Annotated in this window: 18 protein-coding genes and 1 pseudogene; 8 read left to right on the forward strand and 11 right to left on the reverse strand. The window is 66.1% G+C overall.

What is annotated here, in order from left to right; all coding sequences use genetic code 11:
- Positions 1 to 38 precede the first annotated feature (38 nt).
- Positions 39 to 1,385 (reverse strand): diguanylate cyclase, encoded by a 1,347-nt coding sequence (locus tag ORK51_RS16795; protein WP_266085996.1) that lies wholly within the window; start codon positions 1,383 to 1,385, stop codon positions 39 to 41.
- Between the two features lie 263 nt (positions 1,386 to 1,648).
- Here ORK51_RS16795 and ORK51_RS16800 point away from each other — a divergent pair, with 263 nt between their 5' ends.
- On the forward strand, positions 1,649 to 2,059 hold the full coding sequence (locus tag ORK51_RS16800) for a hypothetical protein (RefSeq protein WP_254427856.1): 411 nt from the start codon (positions 1,649 to 1,651) through the stop codon (positions 2,057 to 2,059).
- A gap of 141 nt (positions 2,060 to 2,200) precedes the next feature.
- On the opposite strand, the gene ORK51_RS16805 is transcribed toward ORK51_RS16800, so the two are convergent.
- Complete coding sequence (locus tag ORK51_RS16805; RefSeq protein WP_266085999.1) at positions 2,201 to 3,805, reverse strand: MASE1 domain-containing protein; 1,605 nt, start codon at positions 3,803 to 3,805, stop codon at positions 2,201 to 2,203.
- 631 nt (positions 3,806 to 4,436) lie between these two features.
- Positions 4,437 to 5,723, reverse strand: a complete 1,287-nt coding sequence (locus tag ORK51_RS16810) for an NAD(P)/FAD-dependent oxidoreductase (RefSeq protein ID WP_266086001.1) — start codon at positions 5,721 to 5,723, stop codon at positions 4,437 to 4,439.
- Positions 5,724 to 5,929: 206 nt separating this feature from the next.
- On the opposite strand from ORK51_RS16810, the pseudogene ORK51_RS16815 reads away from it, so the two are divergent.
- The 7 genes and pseudogenes from ORK51_RS16815 to ORK51_RS16845 all read left to right on the forward strand — a co-directional run.
- Positions 5,930 to 6,310, forward strand: a pseudogene (locus ORK51_RS16815) (gamma-glutamyl-gamma-aminobutyrate hydrolase family protein); the annotation flags it as partial.
- On the forward strand, positions 6,307 to 7,701 hold the full coding sequence (locus tag ORK51_RS16820; RefSeq protein WP_019185860.1) for a glutamine synthetase family protein: 1,395 nt from the start codon (positions 6,307 to 6,309) through the stop codon (positions 7,699 to 7,701). The pseudogene ORK51_RS16815 and the gene ORK51_RS16820, both read left to right, overlap by 4 nt.
- 132 nt (positions 7,702 to 7,833) lie before the next feature.
- Positions 7,834 to 8,940, forward strand: coding sequence for a polyamine ABC transporter substrate-binding protein (locus tag ORK51_RS16825; protein ID WP_266086004.1), 1,107 nt, complete (start codon positions 7,834 to 7,836; stop codon positions 8,938 to 8,940).
- A 164-nt stretch (positions 8,941 to 9,104) separates the two neighbouring features.
- Complete coding sequence (locus ORK51_RS16830; protein WP_070426989.1) at positions 9,105 to 10,238, forward strand: ABC transporter ATP-binding protein; 1,134 nt, start codon at positions 9,105 to 9,107, stop codon at positions 10,236 to 10,238.
- Positions 10,235 to 11,146, forward strand: coding sequence for an ABC transporter permease subunit (locus ORK51_RS16835; RefSeq protein WP_266086007.1), 912 nt, complete (start codon positions 10,235 to 10,237; stop codon positions 11,144 to 11,146). The genes ORK51_RS16830 and ORK51_RS16835 overlap by 4 nt, the downstream gene beginning before the upstream one ends.
- Positions 11,143 to 11,988, forward strand: coding sequence for an ABC transporter permease subunit (locus ORK51_RS16840; protein WP_019185856.1), 846 nt, complete (start codon positions 11,143 to 11,145; stop codon positions 11,986 to 11,988). The genes ORK51_RS16835 and ORK51_RS16840 overlap by 4 nt, the downstream gene beginning before the upstream one ends.
- A gap of 116 nt (positions 11,989 to 12,104) precedes the next feature.
- Positions 12,105 to 13,469 (forward strand): NAD-dependent succinate-semialdehyde dehydrogenase, encoded by a 1,365-nt coding sequence (locus tag ORK51_RS16845; RefSeq protein ID WP_046272011.1) that lies wholly within the window; start codon positions 12,105 to 12,107, stop codon positions 13,467 to 13,469.
- 185 nt (positions 13,470 to 13,654) lie between these two features.
- Here ORK51_RS16845 and ORK51_RS16850 read toward each other — a convergent pair whose 3' ends face one another.
- From ORK51_RS16850 to miaB, 8 genes are all read right to left on the reverse strand, one after another.
- Positions 13,655 to 14,653: a magnesium and cobalt transport protein CorA gene (locus ORK51_RS16850; protein ID WP_019185854.1), complete on the reverse strand. Its 999-nt coding sequence runs from the start codon at positions 14,651 to 14,653 to the stop codon at positions 13,655 to 13,657.
- 15 nt (positions 14,654 to 14,668) lie between these two features.
- Positions 14,669 to 15,925: a lipoprotein N-acyltransferase Lnb domain-containing protein gene (locus ORK51_RS16855; protein WP_266086011.1), complete on the reverse strand. Its 1,257-nt coding sequence runs from the start codon at positions 15,923 to 15,925 to the stop codon at positions 14,669 to 14,671.
- Between the two features lie 8 nt (positions 15,926 to 15,933).
- Positions 15,934 to 16,815: a CorC family transporter gene (locus tag ORK51_RS16860; RefSeq protein ID WP_046272009.1), complete on the reverse strand. Its 882-nt coding sequence runs from the start codon at positions 16,813 to 16,815 to the stop codon at positions 15,934 to 15,936.
- A gap of 64 nt (positions 16,816 to 16,879) precedes the next feature.
- A complete protein-coding gene (locus ORK51_RS16865; protein WP_266086014.1) occupies positions 16,880 to 17,473 on the reverse strand; it encodes a hypothetical protein in 594 nt (197 codons plus the stop codon).
- A gap of 82 nt (positions 17,474 to 17,555) precedes the next feature.
- On the reverse strand, positions 17,556 to 18,242 hold the full coding sequence (locus ORK51_RS16870) for a hypothetical protein (RefSeq protein WP_266086016.1): 687 nt from the start codon (positions 18,240 to 18,242) through the stop codon (positions 17,556 to 17,558).
- 55 nt (positions 18,243 to 18,297) lie between these two features.
- A complete protein-coding gene (gene ybeY, locus ORK51_RS16875; protein ID WP_019185849.1) occupies positions 18,298 to 18,783 on the reverse strand; it encodes an rRNA maturation RNase YbeY in 486 nt (161 codons plus the stop codon).
- Complete coding sequence (locus ORK51_RS16880; RefSeq protein WP_070426995.1) at positions 18,780 to 19,766, reverse strand: PhoH family protein; 987 nt, start codon at positions 19,764 to 19,766, stop codon at positions 18,780 to 18,782. Before ORK51_RS16880 ends, ybeY begins: the two co-directional genes overlap by 4 nt.
- Positions 19,767 to 19,994: 228 nt before the next feature.
- The coding region (gene miaB, locus ORK51_RS16885) for a tRNA (N6-isopentenyl adenosine(37)-C2)-methylthiotransferase MiaB (protein WP_266086020.1) at positions 19,995 to 21,313 on the reverse strand (1,319 nt) is incomplete at its 5' end.

The raw sequence follows: 21,313 nt of genomic DNA on the forward strand, positions 1-21,313 counted from the left end.
ACTCTAGGCAGTCGCGGCCGGGGCCGCGTTGATCTCGATCAAGGCACCAGGGCAGGCTCGCGCTGGCGTGGGCCGGTGGCCACGGTGGCGCAGTGGACCCGGTTGCGGCCGGCGGCCTTGGCCAGGTACAGCTGGCGGTCGGCCTCGGAAATCAGCCGGTGCAGCGAGTCGCGCTGCGGACGCAGGCAGCACAGCCCGATGCTCACCGTCATGCGCAGCGTGGTGTGGCCCAGGTCGACCTCCAGCGCGGCGATGGCCTGGCGCAGTTCGTCGAAGTAGTGCACGGCCTGCTCTTCATCCATGCCGGGCACCAGCAGGCAGAACTCCTCGCCACCGAAGCGCGCGATCAGGTCTTCCTGGCGCGCGTGCTGGGCGACCGCCGCGGCCACCGCGCGCAGCGCGTCATCGCCGGCCTCGTGGCCATGGGTATCGTTGATGTGCTTGAAGTGGTCGATATCGATCATCGCCACCGCCACCTGCTCACCATCCAGGTGCAACTGCGGCAGCTGGCGCTGGCTCTGTTCCAGGAAGCAGCGGCGATTGGGCAGGCCGGTCAGGAAATCGCGGGTGGCCAGGTCCTGCAGGGTGCCGATCAGCTCCAGCTGGTCCACGTTCTGCGAGACGCGGCAGAAGAACTCCTCGCGCGAGAAGGGCTTGCGCAGGAAATCGTTGGCGCCGTTCTTGAGGAAGCGCGGGATCAGCGACGGGTCGGTATTGCCGGAGATCCCGATCACCGCCAGCTTGTCGCGTGAGCGCATCGTGCGCAGGCGGCGGGTGAACTCCACCCCCTCCATGCCCGGCATCTCCTGGTCGACCACGGCCAGCCGGATGGCCGGGTGCGCTTCGATCGCCTTCAGCCCTTCGGCACCGTCGGCCGCCTCGTAGACGTCATGCCCGTACATGCGCAGCAGCGAGGCGGCGTACATCCGTGCCGACATTGAATCATCCACCACCACCGCGGCGATCCGCCGGTTGCGCTCCAGCCGCTGTACCAGCCACACCAGGTAATCGATGCTGCCCGGCGTGTTCTTCAGCACGTAATCGATGATCTGCTGCTGCAGCACCCGCTTGCGCAGGTCTTCGTCGTAGACGCCGCTGACCACCACCGTGGGCAACCCGCGTGAGAGGAAGTAGTCCACCACGGTATCGCGGTCACCATCGGCCAGCACCAGGCCGGTCAGGACCAGGAACCAGCCCTGTTCCTCATCCAGCAACCGCCCGGCCTCGGCCAGGCTGGTCGCGACCGACACCGGCAGCTCCAGCCGCTGCTCGATCGCCTCGCGCAGCATGCTGGTGAACGTGCGCGAGTTTTCCACCAGCAGGATCCGCTGGGGCAGGGCATCACCGGGGTCGCTGAGGACAGCGCCCTGCAACAGTGCCGGCATGAGGCGTACGCTCGGTTCCGAGTGGGTCGGGACTGGCAGCGGCGGTTTCACGCGTAACTTTAGGGGCGAGGGCGACGCGCAATGTCGCAGTCCCGGCCTGGTTGCCGGGTTGCCCGGTTGCCGATGGGCGCGTCGTACTGGTCTCGCCACTCAAGGTGGTCATTGTTCGGTGGACCGCCGGTTACAGTTACTATCGCCGAAGTTCCCCTCATCGGTTTTTAACTCAGGAGGTAAATGTGCGCATTCCAAGGATTGTTGGTGTGGTGGGTATCGTGATTCTCGCATCGGTTCCGATGGTCGGAATGGCCCAGTCCGATAGTCACGGAACTCCTCTGGCGAGAAGCGGGCTGGGCCAAGCGCAGCCGATGGCTGCCAACCTGAGTCAGGATCCGAACTGGCTCGTGTACGGATTCCAGCGGGACGGTATCTCGTATTTCCAGGTGAATGATCTTGCTGGCCGAGTGCAGGTGATTATCGGGAATACCGATGACGTCTTCTGGACGTTGCCTGCGGGCGACAGCTTGGCTCGGGTGTCGTTGCCAACGCAGCAAGTGCGGCACTCCCCGAACGCAGCGCGGGTCGAAGTGTACCGGGGGGCAAAATTCTCGTTAGTGCGCTATGGGCGGGGCGGCGACGCTGTGTGGGCTGTCGAAGTCGCGGATGAGCGACACTAGGAATGCTCTGATACGGCATCTACGACGTGCTGTCATCCCAAGGGTGACAGCACGTCGTTCGATAGAAAGTTGAAGTGGCGTGCCGTCTTGCTAATGACCGTAATCCTCGAAGGCAGCGAGGTAGGTTTGGTCAGGTTCCGATCAGGTCAACGCTTCGCTATTGTCCAGGTCAGCTGTTCCGCGCTTCACCGAATGGAAGCGGGCTACTCTGTTGGAAGAGCCGATTGCTGTTTCCGTCAGCACCAACCTGATCCGGTTGCGACGGCACTGCACGATGCCGCCATATGCGAGGGACAGGCCGGCCAATTGCTCATCTGCCATAGCGATCGTTGTCTCGGACAATGGCTGTGCCGAATCAAGAAGAGCGATGACTACGAGAATTCCCCGCTGTGGCCCGAAACGTCCACAACGGGCACGAACCACTACCTGACCTGTCTCATGCTCTAATAGAAGGGATACGGCATCGCTCAGTGCGCGATAGGCAGCCAACTGCAAATCATTGCTCAGCAGGCAGGGATCACCCTCCAGGCGAGGCCGGGCAACCCGGGCGGTCTTCTCCCACGCTTCGCGCAGGCCACCCATTTGCAATGCCACATAAAGGCCGAGTTGATCCAATGTGGTGGGATAGACCATGCTTGCCTGTTCGCGGAACAAGCGCGAATGCACCGTCGCAGTGTGAAGCAAGCCGCTGGCGATCTCGTGGTGTCCCTGCAACTTCAGCCAGCTCACGACTTCATTGAGGGAGACGTCAATGCCATCTCCGAGCTTACGAAGGTTGAGCGCGCGCTCGCGCAGACCGTTCTCCCTGGCCATATGAGACTTTCTGGCCAGTTTGATCGCGTTCTTCTCACCATCGTCCCTGATTCGGTAGCGGTGATAGTAATGAGTGATCCTGGAGCCGAACATGAGTAGCGCGGCGCCTGCGATGGCCATGATCATTTGCGTGGTAAACGTGGACTGATCAAATGCAGATGGGTATGGCTTGGGCGTGGTAAGACCGATGATCAGATTTAGTGTTGGCACCGCCACCGCTGCGCCACGCCAGCCGAGCAGGCATGTCAGTGCAATGGCTGGGAGCGCCATTAGCAGCTGCAGGCTGCTTTTGGCCGTAGATGATTCCGCAGGTATCAGCGTCGTGCATATGCCTAGCAGGATCATTAAGCCGAGCGCGCCAATGATTGGGGTGAGCAATCTACTTGTCCATGCCGGCTCGGTGTTCCTCCTTGCCCAAAGCAAGGCGAGCGGTGCCACGGTCAGAATCCCGATGAAGTCACCTACGATGTAGCGCGCTATGCCGGCCAGCAATGGCATATCCGGTGTTGTCCAAAGCAATTCCGCTAGAGCAAGATTGATTGACGTAACGGCTACGGCCGATGCCGCGCCAACTGAAAGCAACCAAGCCTGCGTCGTAGCGGCCATCATCCTGCGATGCAGTCGCACGATCAGTGCAACAGTGGGCATCAGCGACACGGAGGCGAGGATGACCCACGTCAACCCGTACTTGTCGATCATCGGGTAACGCATCTGAGCAAAGTAGGCGTATTCGCCAAGGAACAGGTAGGGCCACAGTCGGGGTGGGCAGAGCAGCAGGGCGGCCACTCGTATACCCGCAGGCAGGTAGAACTGGTCGAGGGACAGTTTGCGCGCCCCCCAGCATGCAAATGCGTAGAACACAGCGAGAACAAGCCCGATCGGCTCGATGCGCAGATTCAACTGAATTCCATTTTTCCACCACTCTCCGCGCACTGGCTCCCCCTGTTCGTGCCTTCAACATCCCTGTGTAGCAATGCCGCGATTAGATTGGACGGTATATATACACGCCCGATTATGCAATTGCGCAATTGGTCCGGCGCGTTGGCGGCACAGGGTATGGATGGACGCACAGGCGTGTGTCACGTTCATGGGCGTGACACATATCTCATTTTGGGGTGACAACCTTCATGCCGGCTCTGGCGCCGACATTAGTGAGGCGCTGTAGCCGCGCGGATGAATCCACGAGCTCGAGGAACGCCTGTCTCAGTCACCGCAAGCGTTGATGTGACGCATTCTGCTCGTTTCGTTTTTATGTGATCCGACCCGTGGAGGGCGTAGTAAGCACTGCCATAACATCTGCTGCGCGTCCTGTTGTGGAACTGCCGGAAAGTGGAAAGCCTGATTTCAGATGCCGCGCCCCGTCTCACTTTTCCATCGCACTGCGTAATTGCAGGGCGGCCAGCCTACGGCACGACGATCTTCACAATTCCGCGGCGGACGGCCGCGGAGGTCGTTGAGTGTCTGGAAGTGTCGAATCGGCACAAGGGCTCGAACCCGACGCCGCGCAGTACCCGGCCGGCACCGCCGCCGAGCCCGCCGCCCCCGCCGAAAACCCCTTGAACCCTCACCACAACGCATCGCGCAGCTTGTACCAGGACATCGCCGCCACCAGCAGCGGCGTCCGCAGCAGGCGCCCGCCGGGGAAAGGGCGGTGCGGGATACGCTCGAACACGTCCAGCCGCTCCGCCTGCCCGGCAATCGCCTCGGCCAGCACTTGGCCTGCCAGGCCCGCAGCGGCAACACCGTGGCCGGAAAAGCCCTGCGCGAAATAGACATTCGGGGTCAGCCGGCCCCAGTGCGGGGCACGGTTGCGGGTGATGTCGACATAACCGCCCCACACGTACTCCAGCTCCACGTCGGCCAGCTGCGGGAACACCGCGCGCATTCGCCGGGTCATCACCCCACGCAGGCCGGGCGGGGGCAGGGCGGAGTAGCTGGCCTGGCCACCGAACAGCAGGCGGTGGTCGCGGCTCAGTCGGAAATAGTCCAGCGCCCAGCTGACATCGGCCACGGCCATGTCGTTGCGGATCAATGATTGCGCCCGCGCCTGCCCGAGGACCGCGCTGGCGCCGATGTAGGTGCCGACCGGCATGATCCGCGATTCCAGCTCGGGCGCGATGCCCTCCAGCCAGGCGTTGCCGGCGATCACCACGTGATCGGCGCTGACCGTGCCGTGTGCGGTACGCAGTTGCGGCCGGGCCCCCCGGATCAACTGCAGTACCGGCGACTGCTCGTGGATCACCGCCCCGGCTGCCTCGGCGGCACGGGCCAGGCCCTGTGCGTAGGCCAGCGGATGCAGGTGGCCGCTGTGAGGATCGAACATGGCCCCGCGATAGCGCGGACTGTCCAGTTGCCCGCGCAGCTGGGCGCGGTCCCACCACTCCAAGGGATAGTCGTAGCGCTGGGCCAGATCGATCAGCCCGGCGCGCAGCATGCGCTCCTGGCGGGGCTTGATCGGCACGCTGGCGTGGCCGTCGCGCCAGTCGCAGTCGATCTGGTGGCGGGCAATGCGGTCGCGCAGCAGGCGCATGCCGTCGCGCGAGAACTCGAACAGCGCCCGCGCATCTTCGGCGCCGACCAGATGCTCGAGCGTGTCCACCTCGCAGCCGTAGCCGACGATGGCCTGGCCGCCGTTGCGCCCTGAGGCCCCCCAGCCGACCCGGTGGGCCTCCAGCAGCACGACGCGATACCCGCGTTCGGCGAGGGTGAGCGCGGCGGAGAGGCCGGTGTAACCGGCGCCGAGCACGCAGACGTCGGCGTTCAGATCGCCGGCCAGTGGCTCACGCAGCGGGGCAACAGCCACGCTGTCGGCGTACCAGCTGGGTGCGTGCGCCTCGCCGGCGGTGGTCATGCCGGGCTCCGGCGGGCGATGGACAGGTCAGGAATCATGGACAAAGGATGCCAGCAACCGAGGCGCGTAACAGCGGGCAGTCTGTCGCAGCGTCTGCCCCCGGCGTGTGAGGGGGCGCGCGCCGACGAGGCGGCGCTGAGTTGCGCGGGATCTGCGCGCAGGGGTAACGTGGTTGCAGGTCATCCGAGCATGACGCATGGTCTCGCCTGCATCCGCGCGTGCACGAGGTGCCGGGCCTGGGCGATCATCGCGAAGACCCGCAGGCGGCGGTCGAGGTCCAGTATGGTCCTGCACATGCGGTGCAGCTGTCCGAGGGCGGTTGGCTGGCCGGCTGGGCCGGGGCGCCCACGACAACGGTCAATTCCGTGCACGGGCAGGGCATCGACCGGTTGGCCGACGGGCTGCGGGTCGAGGCCATCGCCGCGGATGGGTTGATCGAAGCGGCGCGCAGTACCGCGCACCGGTTCGTGCTCGGGGTGCAGTGGCATCCTGAGTGGCGGGTGGCCGACAATCGGTTCTATCACAGCATTTTTCACGCTTTCGGCGATGCTTGTCGCCGCAACTCTCTTACAGCAGACCGGTCATGACCACCCGAACGCGTTCGCGCAAAGCCGCCCCCAAGCCTGTTCCGCAGGAGAGCACGCTGCTGCGCTGGCTCAAGGACCGGCGCATCACGGAGGTGGAGTGCCTGGTGCCGGACATCACCGGCAACGCGCGCGGCAAGATCATTCCGGCCGACAAGTTCTCGCACGATTACGGCACGCGCCTGCCGGAGGGCATCTTCGCCACCACCGTCACCGGCGAATTCCCGGACGATTATTACGAGCTGACCTCGCCCTCGGACTCGGACATGATCCTGCGCCCGGATGCCGACACCGTCCGCATGGTGCCGTGGGCGACCGATCCCACCGCGCAGGTCATCCATGACTGTTTCACCAAGACCGGCGAGCCGCATGAGCTGGCCCCACGCAACGTGCTGCGCCGGGTGCTCAACGCCTATGCCGAGCTCGGCCTGCGCCCGGTGGTGGCCCCGGAGCTGGAGTTCTTCCTGGTCCAGAAGAACACCGACCCGGATTTCCCACTCTTGCCGCCGGCCGGCCGTTCCGGTCGCCCGGAGACGGCGCGCCAGTCGTACTCGATCGACGCGGTCAACGAGTTCGATCCGATCCTCGATCTGATGTACGACTACTGCGACGCGATGAAGCTGGACGTGGACACGCTCATCCACGAATCCGGCGCCGCGCAGCTGGAGGTCAACTTCACCCACGCCAATGCGATGGACCTGGCCGACCAGGTGTTCCTGTTCAAGCGCACCATGCGCGAGTCGGCGATGCGCCACGGTATCTATGCCACCTTCCTGGCCAAGCCGATGGAGAACGAGCCGGGCAGTGCGATGCACATCCACCAGAGCCTGCTGCGGATCAGCGATGGCAGCAATGTGTTCAGCGGTGAGCACGGCGGTGAGGATTTCAGTCCGCTGTTCGGCCATTACCTGGCCGGCCTGCAGAAGTACGTGCCGGCGGCGATGGCGTTCTTCGCGCCGAACGTGAACTCCTACCGCCGGCTGATGTTCGGCGAGGTCTCCCCGAGCAACGTGCACTGGGGCTTCGACAACCGCACCTGCGGGCTGCGGGTGCCGCTGGATACGCCGGAGAACATGCGGGTGGAAAGCCGGTTCGCCGGCTCCGATGCCAACCCCTATCTGGCGATCGCCGCGACCCTGGCCGCCGGGCTGCTGGGCATCCGCGAGCAGGGCTCGCCGACTGCCCCGATCAGCGGCAGCGCCAAGGAGCTGGGCTACGACCTGCCACGCTCGCTGGGCGAGGCGCTGGACGGGCTGGAAGGCTGCCCGGCGCTGCGCGAGATGCTCGGCGAGCGCTTCTGCCGTGCCTATGTGTCGGTCAAGCGCAAGGAATACGAGACCTTCTTCCGGGTCATCAGCTCCTGGGAGCGCGAGTTCCTGCTGCTCAACGTCTGACCCCACGCACCACATCCGGCATGGCCGTGAGGGCCGTGTGCTGGGAAAATGGGGGCATGCCCGGTAGGCTGGCACCCGTTGCGCCGGTCCGGCCGGTTCCCCCCAACTCGCACCTGACCTGTGGAGAGTCCGATGAAGCTGCGAATCCTCACCCTCGGCATTGCCGTATCCGTGTTGACCGCCTGTGGCGGCGGTGACAAGCAGGACGACGCCAAGGTGCTGAACGTCTACAACTACAGCGATTACATCGCCGAAGACACCATCCCGAACTTCGAGAAGGCCACCGGCACCAAGGTGACCTATGACGTGTTCGACAGCGATGAGATGGTCGAAACCAAGCTGCTGGCCGGCAACAGCGGCTACGACGTGGTCGTGCCGACGCTGAATTTCTTCGGCCGCCAGATCAAGGCCGGCGTGTTCCTGCCGCTGGACAAGAGCAAGATCCCGAACCTGGCCAATCTCGACCCGAGTGTGATGAAGCGCATCGCGCAGCAGGACCCGGGCAACGAATACGGCGTGCCGTACATGATCGGCACCACCGGCATCGGCTACAACGTGGAACTGCTCAAGCAGCGCTTCGGCGGCAGCACCGAGATCGCCAACAGCTGGGACCTGATCTTCAAGCCCGAAAACATCGCCAAGATGAAGGACTGCGGGATCACCATCCTGGATACGCCGTCGGACATGATCCCCATCGCGCTGCATTACCTGGGCGAGGATCCGCACAGCCAGGACCCGGCCACGCTGGAGAAGGCCGCCGCGCTGCTCAAGGCGATCCGCCCGTACGTGCAGAACTTCCACTCCTCGCAGTACGTGGGCTCGCTGGCCAACGGCGGTACCTGCCTGGTGGTGGGCTGGTCCGGTGACATCATCCAGGCCCGCGACCGCGCGGCCGAGGCCTCCAACGGCGTGACCGTGGCCTATTCGATCCCGCGCGAAGGCGCCCCGCAGTGGTTCGACATGTTGGCCATCCCCAAGGATGCCAAGCACCCGGAGGCCGCCTACGCCTTCATCAACTACCTGCTCGAGCCCAAGGTCGCCGCAGCCAACACCAACTTCATCCATTACGCCAACCCGGTGACCACGGCCACGCCGCTGGTGGACGAGGCGATCCGCACCGATCCGACCATCTACCCGCCGGCCGATGTGGCGGCCAAGATGTTCACCTACTCGATCAACACGCCGGAAGTGGACAAGCTCTACACCCGGCTGTGGACCGAGGTGAAAACCGGGCGCTGAGTGCCCCCTGCGACGCCGGCCCCGCGCCGGCGTCGTCGTTTCGGGGGCCGCGTGCGCCCGGGGTCGGCAACGCGGGCCGCCCCGCCGGGTAGCACATGACGCGGCCACCACCGGTAAAATGGGATGCTCCCCCCGTCCTGCCGCCGCTCCTGGAGCCGCCCCCCATGCCATTTGAAGCCAAGCCGGAAGGCGCGGTCCTCCCGGTCCTGGAACCGGGTTACCTGTCCATCCGCGCGCTGCGCAAGGAGTTCGACGGCTTCGTCGCGCTCGACGACGTCACCCTGGACGTGCGCAAGGGCGAGATCTTCGCGCTGCTGGGTGGCTCGGGCAGCGGCAAATCGACGCTGCTGCGCTGCCTGGGCGGCTTCGAGACCCCCACCCAGGGCACCATCGACCTGGACGGCCAGCGCATCAACGCGCTGCCGCCGTACCAGCGCCCGATCAACATGATGTTCCAGTCCTATGCGCTGTTCCCGCACATGACGGTGGAGCAGAACATCGCCTTCGGGTTGAAGCAGGACGGCATGGCCCGCGATGCGATCAACCGCCGTGTCGGCGAGATGCTGGAGCTGGTGCAGCTGGGCAAGCTGGCCAAGCGCAAGCCGCATCAGCTTTCCGGTGGCCAGCAGCAGCGCGTGGCGCTGGCGCGGTCGCTGGCCAAGGGCCCGAAGCTGCTGTTGCTGGATGAACCGATGGGCGCGCTGGACAAGAAGCTGCGCTCGCAGATGCAGCTGGAGCTGGTCAACATCATCGAGACCACCGGGGTGACCTGCGTGATGGTCACCCACGATCAGGAAGAGGCCATGACCATGGCCACCCGGATCGCGGTGATGGATGCCGGCTGGATCCAGCAGGTCGGCAAGCCGGATGAAATCTACGAACAGCCGGCCAACCGGTTCGTGGCCGAGTTCATCGGTTCGGTGAACCTGTTCGACGGGGTGCTCGATGAGGACCTGCCCGAATACGTCACGGTGCGCACGCCGCTGTTCCCTGCGCCGATCTACGTCGCCCACGGCATCACCGGCTACGAAGGCCAGCCGGTAGCCTTCGCGCTGCGCCCGGAGAAGGTGATGATCGGCAAGGACGAACCGGCCGGCGACACCAACAAGGCGCAGGGCGTGATCGAGGAGATCGCTTACTTCGGCAGCCACTCGGTGTTCCATGTGCGCCTGCCGAGCGGGGCCAAGGTGCTGTCCAACTTCGCCAACTCGCAGCGCTGGGCCAGCGATGGCCTGACCTGGGGCGACACCGTCTGGGTGCACTGGCGCGACAACGACGGCGTGGTGCTGACCTCATGAGCGCGACCGGCTGGAAGCGCTGGCTCCCGGGCACGCGCGCCGGCGTGATCGCCGCGCCGTACCTGTGGCTGCTGCTGTTCTTCGCGGTGCCGTTCGTGATCATCCTGATGATCTCCTTCGCGCGCACCCAGGTCGGCTCACCGCCGTACACCTGGCTGCTGGAGTACGTGGACGGCGCCTTCTCGCTCAAGCTCAACCTGGGCAGCTATGCGGCCCTGGTCAAGGACAACCAGTACCTGCTGGCCTACCTGAGCTCGATCAAGATCGCGGTCATCTCGACCCTGCTCACGCTGTTGATCGGCTACCCGATGGCGTATGTGATCTCGCGGATGAGCCCGGCCGCGCGCAACGTGGCGATGATGCTGGTGGTGCTGCCCTCGTGGACCTCGTTCCTGATCCGGGTGTATGCGTGGATCGGCATCCTGGACCGCAACGGCCTGCTCAACCAGCTGCTGCTCAAGCTGGGCCTGATCGATGCACCGCTGCAGATCCTGTACACCCCGACCGCAGCCTACATCGGCATCGTGTACTGCTACCTGCCGTTCATGGTGCTGCCGCTGTACGCCAACCTGGTGAAGCTGGACAACCGCCTGCTCGAGGCCGCCTACGACCTCGGCGCCAAGCCGTGGCAGGCCTTCATGCGGATCACGCTGCCGCTCTCGCGCACCGGCATCATCGCCGGCTGCATGCTGGTGATGATCCCCGCCGTGGGTGAATTCGTGATTCCGGAAATGCTGGGCGGGCCGGACACGCTGATGATCGGCCGCGTGCTGTGGGGCGAGTTCTTCAACAACCGCGACTGGCCGACGGCCTCGGCGGTGGCGATCGTGATGCTGGCCCTGCTGCTGGTGCCGATCCTGCTGTTCAACCGCATGCAGCAGCGCGAGCTGGAAGGAAAGCTGGCATGAGCATGGTGCGCAGCAACCGCTGGTTGGGCTGGAGCCTGCTCGGGCTGGGCTTCGCCTTCCTGTACCTGCCGATCCTGTTGTTGATGGTGTATTCCTTCAACGCCTCCAAGCTGGCCACGGTGTGGTCGGGCTTCTCCACGCGCTGGTACGGTGAGCTGTTCAACAACCGCCAGATCCTGGACGCGCTGTGGATCAGCCTGAAGGTCGCATTCTGGACCGCCTGCGCGGCCACCGTGCTCGGCACGATGGCGGCGATGGTGATGACCCGCATGCGCCGCTTCCCGGGCAAGACCCTGTTCGGGGCGTTGATCACCGCACCGCTGGTGATGCCCGAAGTGATCCTGGGCTTCTCGCTGATGACCCTGCTGGTGGCGATGGGCGGCATCCCCGGCTTTCCCAGCCGCGGCGTGACCAGCATCTGGATCGCGCACGTCACCTTCACCCTGTCCTTCGTGACCGTGGTGGTGTCTTCGCGGCTGCAGGAGCTGGACCGCTCGCTGGAGGAGGCCGCCATGGATCTCGGCGCGAGCCGGCTCAAGGTGTTCTTCCAGATCACCCTGCCGATCATCGCCCCGGCGCTGGTGGCCGGCTGGCTGCTGGCGTTCACGCTCTCCCTTGATGACGTGGTGATCGCCAGCTTCGTGGCCGGGCCGAACTCCACGACCTTGCCGATGAAGGTGTTCTCCTCGGTGCGGATGGGCATCAAGCCCGAGATCAACGCGCTGGCCACCTTGATGGTGTTGGCGGTGTCGATCGCGGCCGTGGTGGGCTGGTACATCACCGCCCGGGCCGAGAAGCGCCGCCAGCGTGACATGCAGATGGCACTGCAGGACCCCAGCTGAACGGTGCCGGGGCAGGGCGCTGCTGCGACGCTGTGTCGCGGCGTTCAACCTGATCCGGCAACATCCGGCTCACGAGGCCGGGCGCACAATGCGGGTCTGACTTTCGGAGACCCGTGATGACCGCTGACATCATCAATCCCGCGACCGGCCAGGTCACGTATCGCCATGAACTGCTCACCGCCAAGGAGGTCGAGCAGCGCCTGGCGGCAGCTGCCGGGGCGTTCCCGGCATGGGCGGCGCGTTCGCTGCAGGAGCGCGGGGCGATCCTGCGCGCGATTGCCGCCCAGCTGCGCCAACGCAAGGGCGACATCCAGCACGCGATGACCACCGAGATGGGCAAGCTCAAGGTGGAGGCGCTGGGTGAGATCGAGAAATGCGCCGAGGCCTGCGAGTTCTACGCCGACCATGCGGCTGACTACCTCAAGCCGCAGCTGATCGATACCGAAGCCCAGCGCAGCTACGTGCGCTATGAGCCGATCGGCTGCGTGTTCGCGGTGATGCCGTGGAACTTCCCGATCTGGCAGGTGTTCCGCTTCCTCGCGCCGGCGTTCATGGCCGGTAACGTGGCCCTGCTCAAGCACGCCAGCAACGTGCCGCAGTGCGCCGACCTGATCCTGGCGGTGTGCCGCGACGGCGGCCTGCCCGAAGGCGTGTTCGATGTGCTGCACATCGACAACGACCAGGCCGCCGAAGTGCTGCGCGACAAGCGGGTCAAAGCGGTAACGCTGACCGGCAGCGAGCGCGCCGGGCGCTCCATCGCGGCCAACGCCGGCGACCAGCTCAAGAAGTGCGTGATGGAACTGGGCGGCAGCGATGCCTTCGTGGTGCTGGACGATGCTGATCTCGAAAAGACGGTGGCTGCAGCAGTGAAGTCCCGCTTCGACAACAGCGGGCAGACCTGCATCGCGGCCAAGCGGTTCATCGTGGTCGATGCGATCGCCGATGCGTTCGTGGAGAAGTTCGTCGCCGCTGCAGGCAAGCGCGTCTACGGGGATCCGCAGGACGAGAACACCACGCTGGCCCCGATGGCACGCGCGGACCTGCGCGACGAACTGCACAAGCAGGTGCAGGACAGCATCGCCAAGGGCGCCAAGCTGCTGCTGGGCGGCGAGCCGGTGGCCGGTTCGCATGCCGGTTATCCGGCAACGATCCTGGACAACGTCACCCCCGGCATGCCGGCCTACGACGAAGAACTGTTCGGCCCGGCCGCGGCGATCCTGCGCGTCAGCGATGACGCCGAAGCACTGCGCGTGGCCAATGACACCACCTTCGGCCTGGGCGGCAGCGTGTGGACCACCGATGCAGCCCGTGGCGAAGCCATCGCCCAGCAGCTGGAATGTGGTGCCGCCTTCGTCAACGCCATCGTCAAGAGCGACGTGCGGCTGCCCTTCGGCGGCAGCAAACGTTCCGGCTTCGGCCGCGAACTCGCCGAGCATGGCATCCATGAGTTCATGAACATCAAGACCGTTTACGTCGCCTGATGCCATGAACCGGGTAGTGCCGGCCGCTGGCCGGCTCACGCCCATGCCCCGGACGGCTGCGAACACCAGATGAGGGTCATGCCACCGGAGGAGCCGGCCAGCGGCCGGCACTACCCACCGTCGTGGCCAGCCGTCGCCCGCCGTAGCGAGCAACGGTCACCACCGTAGCGACCAACGGTCGCTTCCTACAGCCAGCGCGCGCGCTTGAACAACCGGTACAGGCCCACGCACACCGCGCCCACGCCGATGATCATCGCGGGGTAGGCCCATGGCTTGTCGAGCTCGGGCATGTGCGTGAAGTTCATGCCGTACCAGCTGGTGATCAGGGTCGGGGCGGCCAGCAGCGCCGCCCACGCGCCCAGGCGCTTGACCGTCTCGCCCTGGGCCAGGGTGACCAGCGAGAGGTTCACGCTCAGCGCGGTGCCCAGCATCTCGCGCAGGGTGTCGATCACATCGCTGATCCGTACCGCGTGGTCGTGCACGTCGCGCAGGTACAGCTTCACTTCGTCCGGCACCAGGTCACCCTGGTAGCGCTTGATCTGCGAGAGCATGTCCTGCAGCGGCGCCACGGCCATGCGCATCTTGTTGAGCTCGCGCTTGAGCTCGTACAGGCGCACCACGGTGTGGCGTTTGTAGTTGTCGGAGAAGATGTCCTTCTCCAGCAGTTCCAGCGTGTCACGGTAGCGCTGGGTGATCGGCAGGTAGTTGTCGACCACGAAATCCAGCACCGCGTACAGGCAGTACGAGGGCCCCATGGTGCGCAGCAGCTCCGGCTCGCGCTCCACGCGGGCGCGCGGGGCGGCATAGGAGAGCGACGCGCCGTGGCGCACCGTGACCAGGAAGCGCGGGCCGAGGAAGGCGTGCGTTTCGCCGTAGCGGATCCGCTCGTCCACCATCTGCGCGGTGGTCACCACCACGAACAGCGAATTGCCGTAGGCCTCGACCTTGGGCCGCTGGTGCGCGTTGCGGGCGTCTTCGATGGCCAGCGAATGCAGGCCGAATTCTTCCTGCAGCTTCAGCAGCACGCTGTCATCGGGCTCGTACAGGCCGACCCAGACGAAACCGTTGTCGCTGGCGATCACATCGCTGATCGCATCCAGGCTGATGTCGTGGCGCTTGCCCTGGTCATCGTAGTGAACGCAGTTGATGACGCAGGCGGGGTTATCGGGTGTGACGGTATCCATGGCGGGCATCGTGCGTCAGCGGCCCGTGACGGGCAGGTCACGGCGGCCCAGTGCCCATGCCAGCGCCACGTGGATCGGCAGCAGCAACACGATCCACTGCAGGTTGTACTGCGCCTGCAGGGTCAGCCAGTGCAGCACCAGCCCCAGCAGGGACAGCCCGGCCACCGCCCACAGCACGATCCGGAACCACGCGCGCGGCACGCGGCCGCGCAGCAGGGTGACCGCGGCGGGGACGAGCAGCAGGCACAGCGGCGAGAGCTGCAGCAGGTTGCGGTTGGCCCAGGCGGCCTGGTGCGCGCTGAAGCCCCACAGGTAGGTCAGCAGTGCGCCGCCAATACCGCAGAACAGCCAGAACGGCAGCGCGAGGCCACCCAGCAGACGACGCCGGCGCCGCAGTGCGACCACGCCTGCGGCAGCGATCAGGCCGCACAGCAGCCACGGCCACCAGCGGCGGGGAGACTCGCTCGGTTCCGGCGCGATCCGGTGCGGCAGCAGTTCCTGCTCGGCCTGCACCAGCGGGCGCCCTTCGCTGTTGCGGACCTGGCGCAGCGCATCGGCCAGGCGCATCGGGACGAACGCTTCCTGCCAGCGCGACAGCGGCTGGTCGGCAAACGGGCCCAGGCCGATATCGAAGCCCAGCCACATCCACGGCGAGGGCGAGGCCAGGCGCACCGATTCACTGCGGTAGGTGTTGCCGCGCGAGCGCCCCGACAGCTGCGAATGCAGCCCGCCACCGAGGGCACCATCGATTGCATCGCGGACCATGGTGGCGCAGTTGGCGGTGTAGTAATCGTAGTGGTAACGCGCGTTTTCCGGCTTGGCGCGCTCGGCCAGCGATTCGGCCAGGGTGCGCGCCTGCACGGGCGTCAGGTCCAGCCACTGCACGCTCGCGCCGCGGCCGCTCTCCTGGTAGTAGGAAAGATCCTGCCCGAGCGGCAGCGCGACCAGGTAGTACATCATGTCGCCGCGCACGAAGTTGCCGATGAAATCGGACTCGCTCGGGTCGAAGTAACCGAAGTTGTAGGAGGTCGCTTCGCCAGTGACCGGATCGACCACCACCAGCGCGTCATGCCCGAAGCGTTCGAAGAAGATCTCGCCCGGCTGCATGGTGACCACGCCGATGCGCGGCGCCTCGCCGGCAGGTGCCGCGGTGGCGGGAGCGGGCACGGCATCCTGCGCGGCCAGCGCCCCGAAGGGCAGGCTGGCCATCGCAAGCAGCGACAACACGAACAACAGGCGGCACAGCGCCCACCGATTCAAAGGGGGCCGCATGGCGTGGGTCAATCCTCGTTGTGGGTGTCGGGCGGCAGCACGGTCACGTGGAACGCCTGCACGCGGCGGGCATCGGCACGCGCCACCCGGAACACGAAGCGATCCAGGGTGAGCTCATCGCCGGTTTCGGGCAGGTGCCCGATCGCCTCGGTGACCAGGCCACCGATGGTGTCGTAGTCATCGTCGGGGAAGGTGGCACCGAAGCGCTCGTTGAAATCCTCGATCGCGGTCAACGCGTCGACCACGTACTGGCCATCGGCCTGGATCGCGATCTGCGAGGTGTGGTCCTCGGCCTCGTCATGCTCGTCGTCGATCTCGCCGACGATCTGCTCCAGCACGTCCTCGATGGTGACCAGCCCGGCGACCCCGCCGTACTCGTCCACCACGATGGCCATGTGGTTGCGCGAGAGCCGGAACTCCTTCAGCAGCACGTTGAGCTTCTTGGCCTCGGGGATCAGCACCGCCGGGCGCAGCAGCTCACGGATGTTGGCCGGCCCGTTGTCGGCGACCACGCCGCGCAGCAGGTCCTTGGCCAGCAGGATGCCGAGGATGTCGTCCTTGTTGTCGCCGTGCACCGGGAAGCGCGAATGGCCGGATTCGACCACCTGCTTCATCAGTTCAAGGAAGGGGGCTTCGACCGGCAGGGAGACCATCTGCGAGCGCGAGATCATCACGTCGCCGACGGTGAGCTCGGCCACCGAAATGGCGCCTTCCATCATCCGCAGCGTGTCCGCGGCGATCAGGCCGTCTTCGTGCGCGGTGTGCAGTACCGCCACCAGCTCGTCGCGGGTGTGGGGTTCGCCGGAGAAGGCAGAGGTCAGGCGTTCGAGCCAGCTGCGCTTCTTTTCATTGTGCTCCTGCGCGGAGCTACTACTGTCGTCTTCAGACATCTCTGGAAAAAAGGCACCCGGCAGGCCGGGCGTTGGATTTAGTCTATCAGGATGCGAGGGCCTGTCAGCGCCTCGCCGCCGCCGGGTTCACGCCCGGCGAGGGGGCCACGGTGGGGCTGGCCGCCGGTGTTTCCTCCTCCGGCGGCAGGTCCAGGCTGTAGGTGCAGCCTGCCAGGGTCTTGCCCGGGTGGGAGTTGACCGTGGACAGGCTCAGGATCACCGATTCGATCAGGGCCTCGCCGGTCCGCGGGTCGGTGACGTCGCGGCTGACCAGCTCGCGCCCGGCCATGAATTTCCGGGGGGTGTCCACGCCGTCTTCCAGGGCCAGGCGCTTGGCCAGCGGGCGCGGGTCGGGCAAGTCCAGGATGGCCATGATGCTGGCCCCGGCGACGGCGATGTACTCGGCGCGCTCGCCGAACACCGTGATCGGCGCGGCCAGGCGGAATTCGGTCATGAACTGGTTGGTCTGCGGCAGCGGCTGCAGGCCGTTGGCGACTGCCTTGAGCGGGTCGGCCACGACCGGGGCGACCGCCTCGTAGTCGCTCACGCGCTGGCGGCATTCGATCAGGGCGGGCAGGTCCAGCGGTGGCGCTTCGGCGAAGGCCGGGGCGGAAAGCACGGCCAGCAGGGCCAAGCAGGCAGATCGCAACGGGGTCATCGGAACAGGTCCATCAACAAAGGCGTGCAGCGCACGGACGCGGCGTCGATCATAGCGGGGGGCGGCCCGCCATGGCAGGCCGTCAGCGACGGCGCAGCAGCCAGCGCACGGTGGCGGTGAAGGTGACCACCGCGATCCCCGCCGCACACAGCAGCAGCACCACCGCACCCAGGTGGATCAGCGCGGGGGCGCCGGCGGTGGAGGCGACCAGTCCGCGCCCGAATACCAGTGCGAAGGCGGCGGCCAGCACGAACAGCAGGGCGACCTGCACCGGCCGGGCACGGAAGGTCGCCGATTGGGCCGGTCGGGCAGCATCGCGCCGCGACCAGGCATACAGCGTCCGCCACCCCAGTGGAGCGGCCAGCGCGGCCGCCAGGCCTGACCAGGCCACCACGCTGAAGCCGGTGGCGGTGAGCGTTGCCCCGCCCGGGCCGGCCAGCAGATGGGGCAGGATCAGGCCCGCGAACAGGCACGTGAGGGTGCCACCGATGAACACGGCCGCTGACAGCGCCGCCAGCCGGCGGGCCCAGCTCGCGGACAGCGGCGCGCGCCGCTGCCGGGCCGCCCACCAGCTGCGTGACGGCGCCAATGACAGCAGGGCGATCACCGCCGACAGCGCCAGCATGCCCATCCGGATGGCGCCGGGATCACGCCCCGCTGGGGCCAGCGCGGTCAGGCCTGGCGCGCCCAGGGCGGAATACACCCCCGCCAGCAGGGACAGGGCGAGCAGTGCAGGGCCCAGCGCGGAGCGTCGATCAGGCATCGGCATGGCGGCATACATCCTTGTACGGCGAAGACATCAGCAAGCGCAGCGCAGGGGGGACTCAGCGCTCGCCGGCATACGGATCGGCGATGCCGAGTTCGGCCAGGATGTCGCGCTCGAGCTGTTCCATGGCATCGGCTTCCTTCTCGTCCTCATGGTCCCAGCCGAGCAGGTGCAGCACGCCGTGCACGGTCAGGTGCGCGTAATGGGCGTTGAGCGCCTTGCCCTGTTCGTCGGCCTCGCGGGCAACCACCGGGGCGCAGATCACCAGGTCGCCCAGCAGCGGGAACTTCACGCCCTTGGGCAGGCCCTCCGGCAATTCAGCGGGGAAGCTGAGCACGTTGGTCGCGTAATCCTTGCCGCGGTAATGCCGGTTCAGGGACTGGCCTTCCTTGGCATCGACCAGGCGGATGGCCAGGTCGGCCTCGCGGATACGGCCTTTCAGGGCCGCGGCCACCCATTTGCGGAAGCTCACCGCCGAGGGCAGGCCCGCGCGGGGCAGTGCGTAGTTGATGGCGACGTCCAGGCGTACGGGGCCACGGGTCATGGGTTCGCTCCGGGTTGGACCTGTTGCAGATCGCGGCGATCGTAAGCGCTGACGATGCGCGCCACCAGCGGATGACGGACCACGTCGCGCGCTTCGAAGAAGGTGAAGCTCACGCCCTCGACATCGCGCAGGACCTCGATGGCATCGCGCAGGCCGGATTTCACGTGCTTGGGCAGATCGGTCTGGGTGAGATCGCCGGTGACCACCGCAGTGGAGCCGAAGCCCAGGCGGGTCAGGAACATCTTCATCTGTTCGACCGTGGTGTTCTGCGCTTCATCCAGGATCACGTACGCATCGTTGAGGGTGCGCCCGCGCATGTAGGCCAGCGGCGCGATCTCGATGACGTTCTTCTCCAGCAGCTTGATCACTTTTTCCACGCCGAGCATTTCATACAGCGCGTCGTACAGCGGGCGCAGGTACGGGTCCACCTTCTGGCTCAGGTCGCCGGGCAGGAAGCCGAGCTTTTCGCCGGCCTCCACCGCCGGGCGGACCAGGATCAGGCGCTGCACGCGCGCTTCGTTGAGCGCTTCCACCGCACTGGCCACGGCCAGGAAGGTCTTGCCGGTACCGGCCGGGCCGATGCCGAAGTTGATGTCATGGGTGGTGATCTGGTGCAGGTAGCGGGCCTGGTTGGCGCCCCGGCCGCGCACGGTGCCGCGCTTGACCTTGATCGCCACCTCCTGGGCCTCGTAGGCGCGTTCTGCCACCTGCTCCACGTTGGCCTGGTTCAGGCGCAGGTGGATGGCGTGGCTGTCGAACACCACGTCGCCGGCTTCGGCGTACAGCGCTTCGATCAGGGCCTGCGCATCGGCGACGACGGCCTTGGGGCCGGTCACGCGGAACACGTGGCCACGGTTGGCGATTTCCACGCCGAGTTTGAGTTCCACCTGGCGGAGATGTTCGTCGAACGGGCCGGCCATGTTGGCCAGGCGCTCATTGTCTTCCGGGGTGAGGGTGAAGTCGCGTTGTGCGAGTGCGGTCATTGCGTCCGGCGGCCGCCGGTCCAGCCGACCGGGCCGCAAGCTGGGAAAGGGAGAACAGGGTAGCGCGGGTGTCGGGCCGCCGCTACTTTTCCACATCGCCTGTGCAGTGCCGGTGCAGCAAGCTGTGGATAGCTGCGCGCAGCCCTAGTGCGGCAACGGGTCTGATGGCGTGATCAAAAAATCGTCACGCCGGGCGCGCGCCGTGGTCCGGCGCGCGCGATGCCTTGCTCAGTCCGCCGTCACCATCCGCGCGCGCAGCGAATTGCTGTACGCCTCGGTGATCACCACATCGACGAACTGGCCGACCAGGCGCGGGTGCCCCGGGAAATTCACCGAGCGCATGTTCTCGCTCTTGCCGGTCAGCTCGTTCGGGTTGCGCTTGGAGGGGCCTTCCACCAGCACGGTCTGCACGGTGCCGACCATCTTTTCGGAGATGGCCGCGGCCTGCTCGTTGATCCGGGCCTGCAGGCGCGACAGGCGCGCGTGCTTTTCCGCATCCGTGGTGGTGTCTTCCAGATCGGCAGCCGGCGTGCCCGGGCGGCGCGAATAGATGAAGGAGAAACTCTGGTCGAAGCCCACGTCTTCGATCAGCTTCATGGTCTTTTCGAACTCGGCATCGGTCTCGCCGGGGAAGCCGACGATGAAGTCCGAGCTGATCGAGATGTCCGGGCGTACCGCGCGCAGCTTGCGGATCTTGGATTTGAATTCCAGCGCGGTGTAGCCGCGCTTCATCGCCGAGAGCACGCGGTCGCTGCCGGCCTGCACCGGCAGGTGCAGGAAGTTGGCCAGCTGCGGCACATCGCGGTAGGCATCGATCAGCGAGTCGCTGAACTCCAGCGGGTGCGAGGTGGTGAAGCGGATCCGGCCGACCCCGTCGATCTCGGCGATGGTGCGGATCAGCAGCCCGAGGTCGGCGAACTCGCCGTCGCCATACGGGCCACGGTAGGCGTTGACGTTCTGGCCGAGCAGGTTGATTTCCAGCACGCCCTGCGCGGCCAGCTGCGCCACTTCCACCACCACGTCCTCGAACGGGCGGCTGACCTCGGTGCCGCGGGTGTAGGGCACCACGCAGAACGAGCAGTACTTCGAGCAGCCTTCCATGATCGACACGAATGCGGAGGCCCCCTCGGCACGCGGCTCGGGCAGGGCGTCGAACTTCTCGATCTCCGGGAAGCTGATGTCCACCTGCGACCGGCCCGATTCCCGGCGCTGGCGGATCAGCTCCGGCAGGCGGTGCAGGGTCTGCGGGCCGAACACCAGGTCCACGTGCGGGGCACGCTTGATGATTGCTTCGCCTTCCTGCGAGGCCACGCAGCCGCCGACGCCGATGATCACGCCACGGCCGTTGTTCTTCAGCGCCTTCCAGTAACCGAGCTGGCTGAACACCTTCTCCTGGGCCTTCTCGCGGATGGAGCAGGTGTTCATCAACAACACGTCGGCCTCGGCCGGGTCGTCGGTGAGTTCCAGCCCTTCGGCGGTGGCGAGCACGTCGGCCATCTTGGTCGAGTCGTACTCGTTCATCTGGCAACCGTGGGTCTTGATGTACA

The sequence above is a fragment of the Stenotrophomonas sp. RIT-551 genome (assembly GCF_026241915.1).
GTDB classification, from domain to species: domain Bacteria; phylum Pseudomonadota; class Gammaproteobacteria; order Xanthomonadales; family Xanthomonadaceae; genus Stenotrophomonas; species Stenotrophomonas bentonitica_A.

What these genes read in the sequence shown, in the direction of transcription:
- ORK51_RS16795 (WP_266085996.1), bottom strand. Translation starts at nt 1,385, where the DNA reads ATGCCGGCACTGTTGCAGGGCGCTGTCCTCAGCGACCCCGGTGATGCC.
- ORK51_RS16810 (WP_266086001.1), bottom strand. Translation starts at nt 5,723, where the DNA reads ATGACCACCGCCGGCGAGGCGCACGCACCCAGCTGGTACGCCGACAGC.
- ORK51_RS16820 (WP_019185860.1), top strand. Translation starts at nt 6,307, where the DNA reads ATGACCACCCGAACGCGTTCGCGCAAAGCCGCCCCCAAGCCTGTTCCG.
- ORK51_RS16825 (WP_266086004.1), top strand. Translation starts at nt 7,834, where the DNA reads ATGAAGCTGCGAATCCTCACCCTCGGCATTGCCGTATCCGTGTTGACC.
- ORK51_RS16830 (WP_070426989.1), top strand. Translation starts at nt 9,105, where the DNA reads ATGCCATTTGAAGCCAAGCCGGAAGGCGCGGTCCTCCCGGTCCTGGAA.
- ORK51_RS16835 (WP_266086007.1), top strand. Translation starts at nt 10,235, where the DNA reads ATGAGCGCGACCGGCTGGAAGCGCTGGCTCCCGGGCACGCGCGCCGGC.
- ORK51_RS16840 (WP_019185856.1), top strand. Translation starts at nt 11,143, where the DNA reads ATGAGCATGGTGCGCAGCAACCGCTGGTTGGGCTGGAGCCTGCTCGGG.
- ORK51_RS16845 (WP_046272011.1), top strand. Translation starts at nt 12,105, where the DNA reads ATGACCGCTGACATCATCAATCCCGCGACCGGCCAGGTCACGTATCGC.
- ORK51_RS16850 (WP_019185854.1), bottom strand. Translation starts at nt 14,653, where the DNA reads ATGGATACCGTCACACCCGATAACCCCGCCTGCGTCATCAACTGCGTT.
- ORK51_RS16855 (WP_266086011.1), bottom strand. Translation starts at nt 15,925, where the DNA reads ATGCGGCCCCCTTTGAATCGGTGGGCGCTGTGCCGCCTGTTGTTCGTG.
- ORK51_RS16860 (WP_046272009.1), bottom strand. Translation starts at nt 16,815, where the DNA reads ATGTCTGAAGACGACAGTAGTAGCTCCGCGCAGGAGCACAATGAAAAG.
- ORK51_RS16865 (WP_266086014.1), bottom strand. Translation starts at nt 17,473, where the DNA reads ATGACCCCGTTGCGATCTGCCTGCTTGGCCCTGCTGGCCGTGCTTTCC.
- ORK51_RS16870 (WP_266086016.1), bottom strand. Translation starts at nt 18,242, where the DNA reads ATGCCGATGCCTGATCGACGCTCCGCGCTGGGCCCTGCACTGCTCGCC.
- ybeY (WP_019185849.1), bottom strand. Translation starts at nt 18,783, where the DNA reads ATGACCCGTGGCCCCGTACGCCTGGACGTCGCCATCAACTACGCACTG.
- ORK51_RS16880 (WP_070426995.1), bottom strand. Translation starts at nt 19,766, where the DNA reads ATGACCGCACTCGCACAACGCGACTTCACCCTCACCCCGGAAGACAAT.